General features: G+C 72.7%; 16 protein-coding genes and 1 tRNA gene. 3 read left to right on the forward strand and 14 right to left on the reverse strand.

Annotation, left to right across the window (positions count from 1 at the left end):
• The first annotated feature begins 33 nt into the window (after positions 1–33).
• Complete coding sequence (locus ABT084_RS04845; RefSeq protein WP_351038312.1) at positions 34–1,335, forward strand: hypothetical protein; 1,302 nt, start codon at positions 34–36, stop codon at positions 1,333–1,335.
• Here the strand turns inward: ABT084_RS04845 and ABT084_RS04850 are convergent.
• Both ABT084_RS04850 and ABT084_RS04855 read right to left on the reverse strand, forming a co-directional pair.
• On the reverse strand, positions 1,332–2,546 hold the full coding sequence (locus ABT084_RS04850; RefSeq protein ID WP_351038241.1) for a serine/threonine-protein kinase: 1,215 nt from the start codon (positions 2,544–2,546) through the stop codon (positions 1,332–1,334). The genes ABT084_RS04845 and ABT084_RS04850 overlap by 4 nt on opposite strands.
• Positions 2,547–2,594: 48 nt before the next feature.
• Complete coding sequence (locus tag ABT084_RS04855) at positions 2,595–3,143, reverse strand: helix-turn-helix domain-containing protein (RefSeq protein WP_351038242.1); 549 nt, start codon at positions 3,141–3,143, stop codon at positions 2,595–2,597.
• A gap of 159 nt (positions 3,144–3,302) precedes the next feature.
• On the opposite strand from ABT084_RS04855, the gene ABT084_RS04860 reads away from it, so the two are divergent.
• Positions 3,303–3,375: transfer RNA gene (locus ABT084_RS04860), tRNA-Ala, on the forward strand.
• Between the two features lie 81 nt (positions 3,376–3,456).
• Here the strand turns inward: ABT084_RS04860 and ABT084_RS04865 are convergent.
• The 3 genes from ABT084_RS04865 to ABT084_RS04875 all read right to left on the reverse strand — a co-directional run bounded on the left by ABT084_RS04865 (position 3,457) and on the right by ABT084_RS04875 (position 5,320).
• Positions 3,457–3,807, reverse strand: a complete 351-nt coding sequence (locus ABT084_RS04865) for a LuxR C-terminal-related transcriptional regulator (RefSeq protein WP_351038243.1) — start codon at positions 3,805–3,807, stop codon at positions 3,457–3,459.
• Positions 3,808–4,313: 506 nt separating this feature from the next.
• The gene (locus ABT084_RS04870) at positions 4,314–4,607 is read right to left on the reverse strand and encodes an AzlD domain-containing protein (RefSeq protein ID WP_351038313.1); all 294 of its coding nucleotides are present in this window, start codon (positions 4,605–4,607) and stop codon (positions 4,314–4,316) included.
• A gap of 26 nt (positions 4,608–4,633) precedes the next feature.
• The gene (locus tag ABT084_RS04875) at positions 4,634–5,320 is read right to left on the reverse strand and encodes an AzlC family ABC transporter permease (RefSeq protein WP_351038244.1); all 687 of its coding nucleotides are present in this window, start codon (positions 5,318–5,320) and stop codon (positions 4,634–4,636) included.
• Between the two features lie 68 nt (positions 5,321–5,388).
• Between ABT084_RS04875 and ABT084_RS04880 the strand changes: the two genes are divergently transcribed.
• Positions 5,389–5,958, forward strand: coding sequence for a helix-turn-helix domain-containing protein (locus ABT084_RS04880; RefSeq protein WP_351038245.1), 570 nt, complete (start codon positions 5,389–5,391; stop codon positions 5,956–5,958).
• 33 nt (positions 5,959–5,991) lie between these two features.
• Here ABT084_RS04880 and fabG read toward each other — a convergent pair whose 3' ends face one another.
• The 9 genes from fabG to ABT084_RS04925 all read right to left on the reverse strand — a co-directional run bounded on the left by fabG (position 5,992) and on the right by ABT084_RS04925 (position 14,865).
• Positions 5,992–6,711: a 3-oxoacyl-[acyl-carrier-protein] reductase gene (fabG, locus tag ABT084_RS04885; protein WP_351038246.1), complete on the reverse strand. Its 720-nt coding sequence runs from the start codon at positions 6,709–6,711 to the stop codon at positions 5,992–5,994.
• A gap of 98 nt (positions 6,712–6,809) precedes the next feature.
• A complete protein-coding gene (locus ABT084_RS04890; RefSeq protein ID WP_351038247.1) occupies positions 6,810–7,892 on the reverse strand; it encodes a branched-chain amino acid aminotransferase in 1,083 nt (360 codons plus the stop codon).
• Positions 7,893–7,923: 31 nt separating this feature from the next.
• Positions 7,924–9,528 (reverse strand): acyl-CoA carboxylase subunit beta, encoded by a 1,605-nt coding sequence (locus ABT084_RS04895; protein WP_351038248.1) that lies wholly within the window; start codon positions 9,526–9,528, stop codon positions 7,924–7,926.
• Positions 9,529–9,530: 2 nt separating this feature from the next.
• Positions 9,531–10,199 (reverse strand): 4'-phosphopantetheinyl transferase family protein, encoded by a 669-nt coding sequence (locus ABT084_RS04900; RefSeq protein ID WP_351038249.1) that lies wholly within the window; start codon positions 10,197–10,199, stop codon positions 9,531–9,533.
• On the reverse strand, positions 10,196–11,095 hold the full coding sequence (locus tag ABT084_RS04905; protein WP_351038250.1) for a fumarylacetoacetate hydrolase family protein: 900 nt from the start codon (positions 11,093–11,095) through the stop codon (positions 10,196–10,198). Before ABT084_RS04905 ends, ABT084_RS04900 begins: the two co-directional genes overlap by 4 nt.
• 1 nt (position 11,096) lies before the next feature.
• The gene (locus ABT084_RS04910; RefSeq protein ID WP_351038251.1) at positions 11,097–11,519 is read right to left on the reverse strand and encodes an acyl-CoA thioesterase; all 423 of its coding nucleotides are present in this window, start codon (positions 11,517–11,519) and stop codon (positions 11,097–11,099) included.
• A gap of 5 nt (positions 11,520–11,524) precedes the next feature.
• Complete coding sequence (locus ABT084_RS04915; RefSeq protein WP_351038252.1) at positions 11,525–13,372, reverse strand: acyl-CoA dehydrogenase family protein; 1,848 nt, start codon at positions 13,370–13,372, stop codon at positions 11,525–11,527.
• Between the two features lie 33 nt (positions 13,373–13,405).
• Complete coding sequence (locus ABT084_RS04920) at positions 13,406–14,626, reverse strand: beta-ketoacyl-[acyl-carrier-protein] synthase family protein (RefSeq protein ID WP_351038253.1); 1,221 nt, start codon at positions 14,624–14,626, stop codon at positions 13,406–13,408.
• A complete protein-coding gene (locus ABT084_RS04925) occupies positions 14,626–14,865 on the reverse strand; it encodes an acyl carrier protein (RefSeq protein ID WP_328672333.1) in 240 nt (79 codons plus the stop codon). The genes ABT084_RS04920 and ABT084_RS04925 overlap by 1 nt, the downstream gene beginning before the upstream one ends.
• Between the last annotated feature and the right edge of the window lie 2 nt (positions 14,866–14,867).

The following is a 14,867-nucleotide window of genomic DNA, read 5'->3' on the forward strand; positions in this document are numbered from 1 at the left end:
ATTGCGCTGGCAAACTCGGGGTGGGTGGGCGTGATGGTGCGGGTGCTCTCGGCTGTGCTGCTGGCGGGAACCGCCCTGGCGGGGACGGCCGGCGCCGCCCGCGCGGCGGCGGATCCGGCGGCCCCGGAGCCGTACCGGCCGGCCGCCGGGGCGAAGGCCGTCACCGGAGCGGGGACCACCGCGGACGCTCCGGCGCTGGCCACGGGGACGACGTACGAGGACACCGCGGCCCCCGGCGAGCGCTACTACCGGGTGGTGCTGGACGCGCGGTCCAGCGTGTACGTCTCGGCCGTCGTACGGCCCCCGGCCGGTGCCAGGGTCGGCTACTCCGACGGCGTGGACGTCACCCTCATGACGAACGCCGGGAAGGCCTGCCCGGGCAACCCCGGCCGGGCGTCCTTCGGTTACGACCCGGTGCCCCTCGCGGCCGTCGGCGCACGCCTGTCGGCCGAGGACGCCGACTGCCAGGAGGCCGGGGTGTACTTCGTGAAACTGAACCGGACCGCCGCCAAGGACGCCGACCGCGCGCCCTGGCCGGTCGAGCTCCAGGTCATGCGCGAACCCGCCCTGGGCTCCGGCGGGTCGCCGACCGTCGCGCCCTCGGCCTGGCCCTCGGCCCCGCCCGCGGCGCCCGGCACCGAACCCGTGCCCCGGGCGGGCGGCACCGGCTTCAACGACGCGCGGGCGCTCGGCGCGGGCGTCTGGCGAGACGACCTGCGGCCGGGACAGACCCGTTGGTACCGGGTGCCGCTGGACTGGGGGCAGCAGCTCGCGGTCGGCGCGGAGCTGGCGGGGGCGCGCATGACGAAGGAGTACGGGACGGCGTACGCGGGGCTCGCGGTCTCCCTCTACAGCCCCTACCGCGCCCTGGTCGGCGCCAAGGACACCCCGTACGACGGCAAGCAGGCGGCGACGGGGCTGGGGCTGACGCCGCCGGTGGCCTACGAGAACCGGCTGTCCGACGACCGCTGGGTCCGGCCGGTCCGGGTGGCGGGCTGGTACTACGTGGCCGTGACGATGGCCGGGAAGGTCGGCGAGTTCACGGAGGACGCCACCCCGGTGCCGCTGACCCTGCGGCTCAGCGTCCAGGGCCGGGTCGCGGCCGCGCCGCCGTACGCGGAGGACCCGGCGAAGGGCGGCTTCGGGGTGGGCGCCGACGACCGGACCGCGGTACGGGAGGGACTGACGGCGCCGGAGGCGGTGGCCGCGGCGGGCACCCGCTCGGCGATGCGGGCCGTGGCGGCAGTCGGCTTCGGGGCCGGGGCGCTGCTGCTGGGCGTGCTGGGCGGGTGGATGCTGCTGGCGCGGCGCGGGCGGCCTTCCCGGACGGCCTAGATCCGGGTCAGGGCCCAGATGCCCACGGCGAAGCACACCAGGGCGGCCAGCAGGAGCCCGGCGGTGGCCTTCGGGCCGGGCGGGGCGAGGGAGTTGGTACGGGCGACGGGGGCCGGCGGAGGGGTCGTCGGCGGGGCTGTCGGCGGGGCCAGGTGGAAGCTGCCGGTCGGGGACGGGGCGGGGGCGCCGGGGCCGTACGCCGTGCCGGACGTCCTGCCGTACGCCGTGCCGGACGTCCTGCCGTACGCCGTGCCGGACGCCGTGTGGTGCGCCGCCGCGGCGGGCGGGGTGGTCGCGGCGGTGGGTGCCTCCGGGGTGACCGCGGCCGTGTCCTGGGGTCCCCGGGGACCGAAACCGGCGGGCAGCGGGCCGAGTTGGTCGAAGACCTCGACCGGGTCCTCGCCCGGCTGGGGCGGGGGGAGCAGTTCCACGGCCCCCGCAAGGGCCTTGCGGGCGCCTGTGGCCGTGCGGAAACGGTTCCGGGGGTCCGGCTGCAGGAGGTTCGCGATGACGTCCCACAGGGCCGCCGGGACCCCTTCGGGGGCGTCGGGCGTGCCATGTGCGAGGAAGTGTTCGACGAGGGCCCGCGCGTCGGGCCTGCGGCCGCCCAACAGGTAGAGGGCGACCAGGCCGACGGCGAACAGGTCGGCGCAGAAGTCGGGTTCGTGGCCGAGCAGCTGCTCGGGAGCGACATAGCCGGGGGTCCCCACGACGTGGTCCGTCGCCGTCAGGCGGGGCTCGCCCTTGCGCATGGAGATGCCGAAGTCGGACAGCCGCAGGTGCGGCCGTCCGGTTCCGGTGGCCTCCATCAGGATGTTGGCCGGTTTGACGTCGCGGTGGACGACACCTTCGGCGTGCACCGCCGCCAGACCCGACAGGAGCTGGTCGAGCAGGGTGCAGACGAACCGGGGCGGCAGGGGCCCGTAATCGCCGATGACGTGACCGAGGGAGCCGCCGCTGACCAGGTCCATGGTGAACAGGACCTTGTCGTCGTCGGCCGCCCAGCTGGCCGGGGCCAGGACGTGCGGATGATCGATGCGCAGGGCCTGCTCGCGCACGAAGCGGAGCAGGGTGTGGGCGTCGCTCTGCTGGAGGACCTTGGCGGCGACGTAGCGGCGGCGCCTGTGGTCCCAGGCGCGCCACACGGCGCCGACCGCCCCCCGGCCGATCGGGTCGACCAGCTCGTACCGACCGGCGAAGACCTCACCCATCGCTGCGCCCGTCCCCCGTCACCTCGTCCGTCCCCCGGTCGGCACGTTTCAGTTCTGATGCGCCTCGTAGTGGGCGACGGCGTCGGCCGTGCGCCCGGCGCCGTACACCCGGAGGAACTCTGCCAGTTCCGGGTGGCTGGGGGCGAGGGAGTCCGCCGCGTCGATGATGTCGCCGGCCGCGGAGACCGACCGCAGCAGCGACTGGATCTCGCGGACGACCCGCTTGACGGTCGGCGCTCCCGAACTGGTCGCGGTCTGGCCGCTGTTGCTGAGGACCGAGCCTCCCTGGGTCTTCTTGATCTCGTCCATCCGGTCGGTGGCCTCCACCGCGCTGACGCTGCCGTCGGCCACCTGGCCGGCGAGATCCTGGAGGGCCTGCACGCGCTGCACCACGGCCGGGTTCCCGATCTTGGCGCGCTGACCGCTCATCAGCTGGGACAGCATGGGCGCCGACAGTCCGAGGACGGCAGCGAGGCGAGCCTGGTTCAAGCCGAGGTCATCTATGAGCCGGCGGAAGAGCGCGCCGAGCGGCTCCCCGTACCAACTGCGCTGGAGTTCCCTGGCTCTGGCGGTGGCCTCTTGCTGTACTGCGTCCACTCTTACTACTCCCCTTCGCTGGTGCGAACCTCGCGAGCATCTTACGGAGAGTGGTCGCGGGGCGGGAGTCCCTATCATTTTGTGGGATCCGGGGGTACACCCGGTATTCTGGTCTGCGGAACGGCTGCTCCTTCCGAGGGGACAGCCACGTCCATTTTCGGGGCCTTAGCTCAGCTGGTAGAGCGCTGCCTTTGCAAGGCAGATGTCAGGAGTTCGAATCTCCTAGGCTCCACCCTCGAAAGCCCCCTTGACCTGCGCAAACGCGGTCAAGGGGGCTTTGTGCTGCGGCCGCGCGGGCCGGGTGCCGCGCGGGTCAGGCCAGCGGAAGGTACGGCGAGAGGTGCGGGGAGCCGGCCCCGCCGCGGTGGTACGTCTCCCAGGCGAAGGCCACGATCCCCGCTTGTAAGCGGGACTCCACGTTGAGCTTGGCCAGGATCTGGGCGACGTGGGCCTTGGCGGTCCGTTCGGTGATGGCCAGCCGGGTGGAGATGGTGCGGTTCGACGCGCCCTTCGCCAGCAGGTGGAACACGTCCAGTTCGCGCTCGGAGAGCAGCGGGACCCGCCGCAGCACCGTGTCCCAGGTGTGGTCGCGAGTGAGGACCGGACGGTCCGTGGGGATGAGGGTCTGCCGTACGGAGGGTCTGAGGGTGTCGGTGAAGCTCATCGTGCTCGGGTGCTCCTGGTTCGGGTGCAGGGGTACGACGAGCCACGGCCGCGGTCCGTGAAATGCGAGGCGGTGCGGTGCGGTGCGGCGTGGCGGAACACGGATAAAAGTCTTTCAGGTTACCCCTGGGAACCGGCAGCATCCCTTTCGGTCGGTCTTCGGGGTGAAATTCGGCCGCCCGGGAAGGGCGTCGATAAAGTGGAATTCGGGGCACGGTGAGCGGGCATGCGGGGAGGCAGCCCCGGTGGTGCGTCAGGGCTGTGGCGCGCCAGGGTGGTGGGGCACCCTGGTCCTGCTCACCTGCGATGATGGTTGCGAATTCAAGTTCGGACCGTAGTCCGACGGAAGCGTACGGGCGGCCGGTAATGCCGGGCAATCGGTGATCCACGATGTGAGATGGCGAGGCTGGAATTCGCCCTCGGGGCGGTGCATAACCATTTATCGCGTTGCGAATTCGGTACGAAATATTCCGGCCAGGAGGCCGCCGGGTGCGTGGCCACCCTCCGTCAGCGCACTCCGGCGAGCCTGAGCAGGGCGGCCGTCCCGGCGGCGGCGAGGACGACGAGGAGGAACGGCGCCTTGCGCCAGGCGAGTACGCCGCCCACCAGCACGCCGACCGGGCGGGCCAGGCCCGCGAAGCCGTGGCCGTCGGTGAGGGCGGACGTGGCCGTCAGGGCCGCGAGCAGGACGACGGCGGAGGCCTCCAGGAGCTTCTCCGCCCGCTCGGGGAAGGTGACCCGGGCGCGCAGGGCGGGCCCGGCGAGCCGGAGCAGGAAGGTGCCGCCCGCGAGGGCCAGCATTGCGATCAGGGTGGGGAGGGCGTTCTTCACCCGCGGGCTCCTTCCGTCGCCGCGGCGGCGGTGAACAGCGGCAGGGCCGCCAGTGCGACCAGGACCGGGAGCCCGGCCGGGAGGAAGGCGGTGGAGGCGAGCGCCAGGGCCACTCCGGCCAGGGAGGTCCGCCGCAACGCGCGCTCCTTCAGGGCCGGGAGGATCAGCGCCAGGATCACCGCGGGGAACATGGCGTCCAGTCCGAGCGCGTCGGTGTCGTGGACGACGCTGCCGAGCAGGGCGCCCAGCGCGGCCCCGGTCGGCCAGCAGATCAGGATGCCGAGCCCGCAGGCCCAGTACGCGGCCCGCTTGCGCGGGAGTCCGTCCTGGGCGATGGCGAAGACGACGGTCTCGTCGTTCATCAGGTGCGTGCCGAGCAGGCCTTTCCAGCCACGGCCGAGGACGTCGGGGACGGCCAGACCGAACGGCACGTGCCGGGCGTTGACCAGGAGTCCCGCCAGCAGGGCGGCGATCGGGCTGCCTCCGGCGGCGATGATGCCGACGAACAGGAACTCCGAGGACGCGGCGAGGACGAGGGCGCCCATGAGGACCGGGAACCACCAGGCGAAGCCCGAGGTGACGGCGATGGCGCCGTACGACAGGCCGATGACCCCCACCGCGAGGCAGACGAGTGCGATGTCGCGCCACTGGGCACGGTCGAGGGTTTTCCATAACGAACGCATGGCGTTTATGATGAACGGCGACCGTGTGTTCGTCAAGGCGAACGAATGACCATTGGAGCGAACGTCTCGTGTCCGAAACCGACCTCCCGCTCAAGCCGCCGCTCGAAGTGATCGCCGCCTCTCTGCGCGCGGAGCGCGTCCGGGCCGGGCTCTCCCTCACCGAGGTGGCCCGCCGCGCCGGACTGGCCAAGTCCACGCTCTCGCAGCTCGAATCGGGCGCGGGGAACCCCAGCCTGGAGACGCTCTGGGCGCTCTGCGTGGTCCTGGAGATCCCGTTCTCCCGGCTGCTGGCCGCCCCCCGGTCCGCGGTCCAGGTGATCCGGGCGGGTCAGGGGCCGGCCGTGGTCTCGGCCGAGGCCGACTACCGGGCCACCCTGCTGGCGGCGTCCCCGCCCGGGACCCGGCGGGACATCTACAGCATCGCCGCCGAACCCGGCCCGCAGCGCTCGTCCGCACCGCACCTGCCGGGCGTCGTGGAACACGTGGTGATCGGTACGGGCCGGGCGCTGGTCGGGACCGCCGAGGAACCGGTGGAGCTGTTCCCCGGCGACTACATCAGCTACCCGGCCGACGTCCCGCACGTCTTCCAGGCGCTGGAGAGCGGCACGACGGCGGTCCTGGTCTCCGAGCACCCCTGACCGGGCCCCGGGGCCGGGGGCGTGCGTACCGGCTCAGTGCCCCATGCCGAGGCCGCCGTCCACCGGGACGACGGCCCCGGTGATGTACCCCGCTTCCGCCGAGGCCAGGAAGCGGACGGTGGCCGCGATCTCGTCGGGCTCCGCGCTGCGCGCCAGCGGCACCTTGGCCAGGAACGCGGCGCGCTGCTTCTCGCTCAGCTCCTTCGTCATGTCGGTCTCGACGAAACCGGGCGCCACCACGTTGCAGGTGATCCCGCGCGAGCCCAGCTCGCGGGCGACCGAGCGGGCGAAGCCGACCAGACCGGCCTTGGACGCCGCGTAGTTGGCCTGTCCCGCCGCGCCGAGCAGGCCCACCACGGAGGAGATCAGGACGATCCGGCCCCGGCGGCCCGACACCATGTCGGCGACGGCGTGCTTGACGATCCGGAACGCCCCCATCACGTTGGTGTCGAGGACCGCGGCGAAGTCGTCCTCGGTCATCCGCAGGACCAACTGGTCGCGGGTGATACCGGCGTTGGCCACGAGCACCTCGACCGGACCGTGCGCCTCCACGACCTCCCGGTAGGCCTTCTCGACCTGTCCGGTGTCGGTGACGTCGCAGCGTACGGCGAGGCAGCCGAGCCGGAGCGCGGCCTCCGGCGGCTCACCGGACCGGTAGGTCAGCGCGACCTTGTCGCCGGCTTCGGCGAAGGCGAGGGCGACGGCGAGGCCGATGCCCCGGTTTCCTCCGGTGACCAGGACGGAACGGCTCATGGGTTCAGCGCACCTTTGCTCGGTCGGTCTGTGACGGGTTGTGGCGGGTGTGGCGGGTGTGACAGGTGTGGGGGGTCGGGCGGTCTCGTGCGCGGGGGTCAGGCGATCTTGTGCACCCAGCCGAACGGGTCGGGCCTCTCGCCGGACTGGATCCCGGACAGCTCCGCCCGCAGCCGGGCGGTGACCGGGCCGGGCTCGCCGCCGCCGATCGTCCAGCCGCCGTCCTTGCCCTTGACCTCGCCGACCGAGGTGATCATCGAGGAAGTGCCGCAGGAGAACACCTCGGTGAGACGGCCCGACTCGGCGTCGGCCCGCCAGTCCGCCACGCTGATCCGGCCCTCCTCGGCCGTGTAGCCCAGCTCGGCGGCCAGCGCGAGGACGGAGTCCCGGGTGACCCCGGACAGCAGGGAGCCGGACAGCTCCGGGGTGACGAGGCGGTCGCCGTAGACGAAGAACATGTTGCTGGTGCCCATCTCGTCGACCCAGCGGCGCTCGGCCGAGTCCAGCCAGACCACCTGGTCGCAGCCCATCTCCCGGGCCTGCGCCTGCGCGACCAGGGTGCCCGCGTAGTTGCCGCCGCACTTGGCCTCGCCGGTGCCGCCGGGGGCCGCGCGGGTGTAGTCCTCGGAGAGCCAGACGGTCAGCGGCTTGGCCCCGGCCTTGAAGTACGCGGCGGCCGGTGAGGCGATCACCATGAAGCGGTAGGCGCTGGACGGGCCGTAGAAGCCGATCGTGCGCTGCGTGGCGATCATGAAGGGGCGCAGGTAGAGACTGTGGCCCGGCTGCTCGGGAACCCAGTCCCGGTCCGTGGTGACCAGGAGCTCCAGGGCCTCGACGAAGGTCTCCTCGGGCAGCGCCGGCATGGCCATGCGCGCGCAGGAGCGGTTCAGCCGGGCCGCGTTGGCGTACGGGCGGAAGGTGACCACCGACCCGTCGGGGCGCCGGTAGGCCTTGAGGCCTTCGAAGACCTCCTGGCCGTAGTGGAAGACCTGGGCCGAGGGGTCGAGCACGAGCGGCCCGTACGGCGTGATCCGGGCGTCGTACCAGCCGCGCTCGCGCTCCCAGTCGATGCTGATCATGTGGTCGCTGAACACGTCGCCGAAGGCGGGTGCCTCGAGCACGCGGGCCCGCTCGGCGGCGGCGAGCCGCTCGGCCGGTTCGGTGGTGAAGGTGAGGGTCATCGATACGCTCCGGGACGGTGGAAGTGGCCGGTCACAGGGGTGTGTTGGCGTGCTTGCGGGACGGCTGCTCGGAGTTCTTGGTCCGGAGCATCCGGAAGGCGCGGATCAGCGTCGCCCGGGTCCCCGCGGGGTCGATCACGTCGTCGACGAGGCCGCGTTCGGCCGCGTAATAGGGGTGCATCAGCTCGGCCTTGTAGTCCTTGACCACCGCGGCGCGCACGGCCTGCGGGTCGTCGGCCTCGGCGATCCGGCGCCGGAAGATGACGTTGGCCGCGCCTTCGGCGCCCATGACGGCGATCTCGTTGGTGGGCCAGGCGTAGGAGAGGTCGCAGCCGATGGAGCGGGAGTCCATGACGATGTACGCGCCGCCGTAGGCCTTGCGCAGGATCACCTGGACCCGCGGGACCGTGGCCTCGCAGTAGGCGTACAGCAGTTTGGCGCCGTGCCGGATGACCCCGCCGTGCTCCTGGCCCACGCCGGGCAGGAAGCCGGGTACGTCGACCAGGGTCAGCAGCGGGATGTTGAAGGCGTCGCACATCCGCACGAAGCGGGCCGCCTTCTCGCTCGCGTGGATGTCCAGGACGCCGGCCAGGGCGATGGGCTGGTTGGCGACGATGCCCACGACCTGGCCGCCGAGCCGGGCCAGCCCGCACAGGATGTTGGGGGCCCAGCGCTCGTGGACCTCCAGGAAGTCGCCGTGGTCGACGATCTCCTCGATCACCGCGCGCATGTCGTACGGGAACTTGCCCTCGGCCGGTACGAGCGACAGCAGGGCCTCGCCGCGCCGGTCCGCCGGGTCGGTGGCCGGGGCGGCGGGCGGCAGCTCGTCGTTGCTGGACGGGAGCAGCGAGATCAGGTAGCGGACCTCGGCCAGGCAGGTCGGCTCGTCGTCGTAGACGAAGTGGGCCACGCCGGAGCGTTCGGCGTGCACGTCGGCGCCGCCGAGGCCGTCCTGGCTGACCTCTTCGCCGGTGACCGCCCTGACCACGTCGGGTCCGGTGATGAACATCTGCGAGGTGCCGCGGACCATGAACACGAAGTCGGTCAGGGCGGGGGAGTAGGCGGCGCCGCCCGCGCACGGGCCGAGCATCACCGAGATCTGCGGGATGACGCCCGAGGCCCGCACGTTGCGCTGGAAGATCCCGCCGTATCCGGCCAGCGCCGAGACGCCCTCCTGGATCCGGGCGCCCGCGCCGTCGTTCAGCGAGACCAGCGGGGCTCCGGCCGCGACGGCCAGGTCCATGATCTTGTGGATCTTGCTGGCGTGGGCCTCGCCGAGCGCGCCGCCGAAGATCCGGAAGTCGTGCGCGTAGACGAAGACGGTACGGCCCTCGACCGTGCCCCAGCCGGTGATCACACCGTCCGTGTGCGGTCGGCGGTCCTCCATGCCGAAGCCGACGGACCGGTGCCGGCGCAGCTGCTCGACCTCTTCGAAGGAGCCGGGGTCCAGCAGCAGGTCGATCCGCTCGCGGGCGGTCAGCTTGCCCTTGGCGTGCTGGGCGGCGGTGGCCCGCTCGCCGGGTCCGCGGCGGGCCAGCTCCTTGGTGGCGTACAGCTCGGCCACGCGGCCGGGGGTGTCGTGGGCGGGAGCCGGGGGCTCGGTCCTCTGCGGGGCGGTCTGCTGCGGGGCGGGCATGTCTATCGCTCTCCTTCCGTGGCCGGTACGGCGATGGCGGTGACGACCAGGGCGCCGCCGACCCGCCAGCGGCCGGTCAGCTCCGCCGGGAGGCCCGGTCGGGTCCCGCCGGAGTCCGGGATCCGCGCGCTGAAGGTGCCCGCGTCCGGGTCGATGTCGATCGAGGCCTCGTGGAAGCCGAGGAACCGGCCGGTCACCGGGAACCAGGTCTTGTAGACGCTCTCCTTCGCGCTGAAGAGCAGCCGGTCCCAGTGCACGCCGGGCCGCTCCGCGAGGAGCCGCCGTACCCGGGCGCGTTCCTCGGGGCGGGCCACGAACTCCAGCACGTCCTCGGGCAGCGGCAGATGGGTCTCCGCGTCGATGCCGAGCGCGCGGATCCGCGTACGGCGGGCGACCGCGGCGGCGGTGTAACCGGGGCAGTGCGTGATGCTGCCGACCACCTCGGCCGGCCAGACGGGAGCCCCCCGGTCGCCGGCCGGGATCGCGGCGGCGGGGGTGCCCAGGCGGCGCAGGGCCCGGTGGGCGCAGTACCGGCCGTTGGCGAACTCGCGGCGCCGGGCCGGGGCCGCGCTGCGCAGCGACGCGGCCTCGGCGGGGTGCGGGGTGAAGCGGGGCCGGTCCTCGAAGGAGGACCAGCCCGCGACCCGTCCGGGGACGAGGTCCTCGATCACACCGCCTCCAGGGAACGGCCGGCCGGAGCGCCGGGCGGCACGGCCGGGCGGCAGCGCTGGCGGTGCGCGCCCAGCCCGGCGACCTCGGTCTCCAGCAGATCGCCGGATCGCAGGTAGGGCTGGTCGGGGCGGCCCAGGGCGACCCCGCCCGGCGTTCCGGTGAGGATCACGTCCCCGGGGTGCAGCACCATGAACTGGCTGAGGTACCAGACCAGATGGGCCACGTCGAAGACCATGTCGGCGGTGGATGCGTCCTGCATGACGCGTCCGTTCACCGTGCAGCTCAGCCGCAGGTCCTGGGGGTCGGGCACCTCGTCCGGGGTGACGAGGTGGGGGCCCAGCGGGCTGAAGGACTCGAAGGACTTGCCCTTGACCCACTGGCCGCCGCGCTCGAGCAGCCAGCGCCGCTCGGATACGTCGTTGGCCGTGGCGAATCCCGCGATGTGGGCCGGGGCGGCCGCCCGGTCGGGCAGGTACTGGGCGCGCCGTCCGATGACGACCGCCAGCTCGACCTCCCAGTCGGTCTTCTCGCCGCCGGGCGGCAGGAGAAGGTCGTCATGGGGGCCGACGAGGGTCATCGGCGCCTTGCTGGAGACGATCGGCTCGTCCGGCAGCGCGAGACCGGCCTCGGCCGCGTGCGCCCGGTAGTTGAGGCCGATCGACACCAGGTGTCCGCCCGGGCGGACGGGCGGACCGACCCGCTCCGCGGCCGGGTCGGCCACGGGCAGGGTGTCCGCCTCGCGGGCCAGCCGGGCGGCCAGCTCGCGCAGTACGTCCGGGTCCAGGCTCTCGCCCGTCCAGTCCGCGACCCAGGACGACAGGTCGCGGACGACTCCACCGGGCCCGACCGCGCACGGCCGCTCCCCGCCCCGCGGGCCGATCCGTAGCAGGCGCATGTCAGCCGGCCGACGCGGTCTCTTCGAGGTACTTCTCGAAGAAGGCGGTCTCCGCGTCCGTGAGCCGGCGGGGGCGGCCCGCCCGGTAGTCGAACGGGGCCATCGTGGTCGAGGCGGTGGCGTAGACGAGGTCGCCGTCCCGGACCGTGTAGTCGACGGTCACCGTGGCCGACTGGAGGTCGGAGACCCACATCTCGATCTCGACCGGCTCGTGGCGGTGGACGAGCTGACGCTTGTAGCGGATCTCGTGCGAGACGACCACCGAGCCGTCCCGGAAGAACGCGTCGCCCTCCGTCGGGGCCATCCGGAAGACGAAGTCGACCCGGGCCTCCTCCAGATAGCGCACGAAGGAGACGTTGTTGACGATCCCGTAGACGTCCATGTCCGACCAGCGGATCGGGCAGGGGTAGGAGTGCCGTGCCATGGTGTTCAGCTCCCTGTGGTGATCTGGGCGCCGGCCGGGCCGAACGCTCCGGTCCGCTGCTGGAAGGCGGCCACGTAGTCGTCCGCGGCGATGGGCGCGCGCAGCAGCTCCGGCGACAGGTTGAATCCGCCGATGAGGGTCTCGGCGTGCGGCAGGATCAGGACGCACAGGGCGTCCAGGGCGCGGGGCAGCTCCTCGACCTGCGCGGCCGTGAGCACCCCGCGGGCCAGGTACCAGCCCGCGTCCCGCTGCACCTCCGTGAGCGCGTACAGCGAGGCGAGCAGGCCGAGCGCGGTCCGCGTCTCCTCGGTACCGGCTCCCTCGGCGGCCTCCGTGAAGCACTCCAGGGCCGTCCGCACGCCCCGCACCCGGGCCATGGTCAGCCCGGTGTTCATCGTGTCGTTCCACGCGTCGAGGTAGGTCCCCTCGCGGGACTCGTCCGCCATGGACGCGCGGCCCGCCCGGAGCAGCTCCCGCTCCCGGTGGCGCAGCGCGGCCACCAGGAACGCGGTGTCGCGCAGGTCCCGGCCACGGGGGTCGGGGGCCCCGGACGGCTCCTCGTCCCCGAGGTCCCCGCTCTGGGCGATGATCTGGCCGGCGGTGGTGGCGAGCAGCACCTGGTTGTCGCCCTCGGCGGTGACCAGGCCCTGGAGCAGCGAGCCGTAGTCCGCGATCCGGTTGACGCTGAAGATGCCCTGGGCTCCGCAGCGCTCCCGGCAGGTCGCGATGACCTCGGTCATCTCCCAGGTGGAGAGCGCCTTGGTGATCGAGATCAGGTGGTTCAGCTCGGCCGGTACGGCGTCCGGGGCGGCCGCCACGAACTCCCGCTTTGCGTGGTTGAGCAGCAGCGTCATCGCGTAGACCTTGGCCAGCGCGGTGAAGAGGGCCAGCTGGTGGCTGCGGTATTCGATGACCGGCAGGTCGTTGCGGCCGGGGGCGTTGGTGAGCCGCCGCGCCGCGAAGCGCAGCGCGATGTACACGGCGGCGCGGCCCGCGCCGGTCGCCGAGCTGGAGACGCACAGCCGTCCGGGCAGGATCCGGTTCATGGCGCGCAGGAAGCGCTTGCGCTGGTTGCCGGAGGAGGGGCGGAAGGTGCCGTTCTCGTCGAAGCCGCCCATGTCGCCGTGGAGCAGGTTGCGGCGCGGGACGCGGACGTGGTCGAACCAGGTGACGCCGTTGTCCAGGCCCTGTACGGGCTTCTCCGGGCAGGGCGCCGCGTGGACGCCCTCGTGCAGCCGGGTGCCGTCGCTGATCGGGACGAGGAAGGGGTAGACGCCGTGGTCCTTGCCGTCGGCCTTCAGCCGGGCCATGACGACGGCGAGCTTCGGGACGTCCTGGAACCCGCTGTAGGACATGTGCTTCTGGGCCAGCGCGTCCGGGGTGTTCAGGACGAAGGTCTCGGTGGCGGCATCGTAGACGGCCTCCGTGCGCAGGGCGGCCACGTTGTTGCCGTAGCCCAGCTCGGTGGCCATGTACGGGCTGAAGGAGTCCAGCCGGTCCAGCTCGTCGACGAGGTCCTTGAGCTCGGGCCGGTCGCCGTGCTCGAGGACCGTGCCGAAGCTGAGGTTGTAGTGGACCATCAGCAGCGAGAACGTGGAGACGTCGACCAGCGACGGCCATTCGGCCAGGGCGAACAGCCGCCACGGGTCACGGAGGATCTCCACGGGGCGCTCCAGACCGCCGTGCACCACCCGGGACCGGGCGTAGGCGAGCTTCCCGGCCTCGTTCATCGTGAGGCCCTCACGGGGATCGAAGACCGGGTCCAGCAACAGCTCGCTGATGTCCTTGTGCGCCTGCTCGTACCTGCCGTCGAAGAGCAGCCTGGTCAGGTCGGCGGTGGCGACCGGGTTCATCTGAGGGTCCTTTCGCGGTGCGTGTCGTGCGGTTCAGGAGGAGATCAGCAGGGCGGCGTTCTGACCGCCGAACCCGAAGGAGTTGCTCAGGGCGACGTCCACCCGGCCGAGCCGCGGCGCGCCGTGCACGACGTCGACCTCGACCCGGGGGTCGACCTCGGTGAGCGAGGCCGTCGGGGGGATGACGCCGTGGTGCACCGCCAGCGCCGCGTACGCCGCTTCGATGGATCCGGCCGCGCCGAGCGGGTGCCCGGTGACGCCCTTGGTGGAGCTGACCTTGGCGTCCTGGCCGATCACCCGGCGGATCACCCCGGCCTCGATGACGTCGTTGAGGGGCGTGGAGGTGCCGTGGGCGTTGACGTAGCCGACGTCGCGGCCGGTCAGGCCCGCGTCGGCGAGCGCCGCGCGGACCGCCAGCTCGGCGCCCTTCCCCTCGGGGTGCGGGGAGGTGACGTGGTGGGCGTCGGCCGAGGCGCCGTACCCGATCACGCGGGCCAGGGTCTGCGCGCCGCGCGCCCGGGCGTGCTCCTCGGACTCCAGGACCACGATCCCCGCGCCCTCGCCGAGCACGAACCCGTCGCGGGTCCGGTCGAAGGGGCGGGAGGCCGTCCCCGGGTCGTCCAGGCGCCGGGAGAGCGCCCGCATCCGGGCGAAGGAGGACACGTACAGCGGGGTGATCGGCGCCTCGGCGCCCCCCGCGATCACGATGTCCGCCAGTCCGGACCGGATCAGCTCCCGGCCGAGACCGATCGCGCTGGCCCCGGCCGCGCAGGCGGTGCACGGCGCCAGGCAGGGGCCGTTGGCGCCGATGTCGATGGCCACCTGCCCGGCCGCCATGTTCAGCAGCCCCATCGGCAGGGTCATCGGGGAGACCTCGCCGGGTCCCTCCTCGAGCAGGATCCGGTGCTGCTCCTCCAGCGTGGCGGTGCCGCCGGCACCCGAACCCACGATGACGGCCACGCGTGCGCTGTCCGCCCACTCCCCGGCCACGAGACCGGCCTGGGCCAGTGCCTCGCGCGCCGCGGCGATGGCGAACTGCGCGTAGCGGTCCCACTGCCAGGCGCCGCGGAGCCCGAGCCGCTGGGGCGAGAAGTCGGGCACCCGGCAGGCCATGGTCACCGGCAGGCCGGCCAGGTCGTCGTGATGGGCGGCGGTCGGCCGCCCGTCGACGACGCGTTCCCAGTTCTCCTTGACCCCGATGCCCGCGGGGGTGATCAGGCCGATACCGGTGATGGAAGCCGCGAAGCCGCTCATCAGACGGCGGCGGCCTTCTGCTCGATGAGGGCGATGATGTCCGAGACGGCGGCGATCTCGGTCAGCTCGTCATCGGTGATGACGACGCCCAGGCGCTTCTTGAGGGCGGTCGCCAGCTCGATCTGGGACAGCGAGTCGAGACCGAGGTCGTCGAAGGTCGCCTCCGGGACCACGCTCTCGGCGTCGAGACCGAAGCGGGAGACGAAGACCTCGACGACGGATTCCTGAACGGTGCTCATGG

Origin of the sequence: Streptomyces sp. NPDC002138, from assembly GCF_040296485.1 — a bacterium.
In the GTDB taxonomy this organism is placed as follows: domain Bacteria; phylum Actinomycetota; class Actinomycetes; order Streptomycetales; family Streptomycetaceae; genus Streptomyces.

Coding starts and splice junctions, on each gene's coding strand:
- ABT084_RS04845 (WP_351038312.1), top strand. CDS start 34: ATGGTGCGGGTGCTCTCGGCTGTGCTGCTGGCGGGAACCGCCCTGGCG.
- ABT084_RS04850 (WP_351038241.1), bottom strand. CDS start 2,546: ATGGGTGAGGTCTTCGCCGGTCGGTACGAGCTGGTCGACCCGATCGGC.
- ABT084_RS04865 (WP_351038243.1), bottom strand. CDS start 3,807: ATGAGCTTCACCGACACCCTCAGACCCTCCGTACGGCAGACCCTCATC.
- ABT084_RS04870 (WP_351038313.1), bottom strand. CDS start 4,607: ATGCTGGCCCTCGCGGGCGGCACCTTCCTGCTCCGGCTCGCCGGGCCC.
- ABT084_RS04875 (WP_351038244.1), bottom strand. CDS start 5,320: ATGCGTTCGTTATGGAAAACCCTCGACCGTGCCCAGTGGCGCGACATC.
- fabG (WP_351038246.1), bottom strand. CDS start 6,711: ATGAGCCGTTCCGTCCTGGTCACCGGAGGAAACCGGGGCATCGGCCTC.
- ABT084_RS04890 (WP_351038247.1), bottom strand. CDS start 7,892: ATGACCCTCACCTTCACCACCGAACCGGCCGAGCGGCTCGCCGCCGCC.
- ABT084_RS04895 (WP_351038248.1), bottom strand. CDS start 9,528: ATGCCCGCCCCGCAGCAGACCGCCCCGCAGAGGACCGAGCCCCCGGCT.
- ABT084_RS04905 (WP_351038250.1), bottom strand. CDS start 11,095: ATGCGCCTGCTACGGATCGGCCCGCGGGGCGGGGAGCGGCCGTGCGCG.
- ABT084_RS04910 (WP_351038251.1), bottom strand. CDS start 11,519: ATGGCACGGCACTCCTACCCCTGCCCGATCCGCTGGTCGGACATGGAC.
- ABT084_RS04915 (WP_351038252.1), bottom strand. CDS start 13,372: ATGAACCCGGTCGCCACCGCCGACCTGACCAGGCTGCTCTTCGACGGC.
- ABT084_RS04920 (WP_351038253.1), bottom strand. CDS start 14,626: ATGAGCGGCTTCGCGGCTTCCATCACCGGTATCGGCCTGATCACCCCC.
- ABT084_RS04925 (WP_328672333.1), bottom strand. CDS start 14,865: ATGAGCACCGTTCAGGAATCCGTCGTCGAGGTCTTCGTCTCCCGCTTC.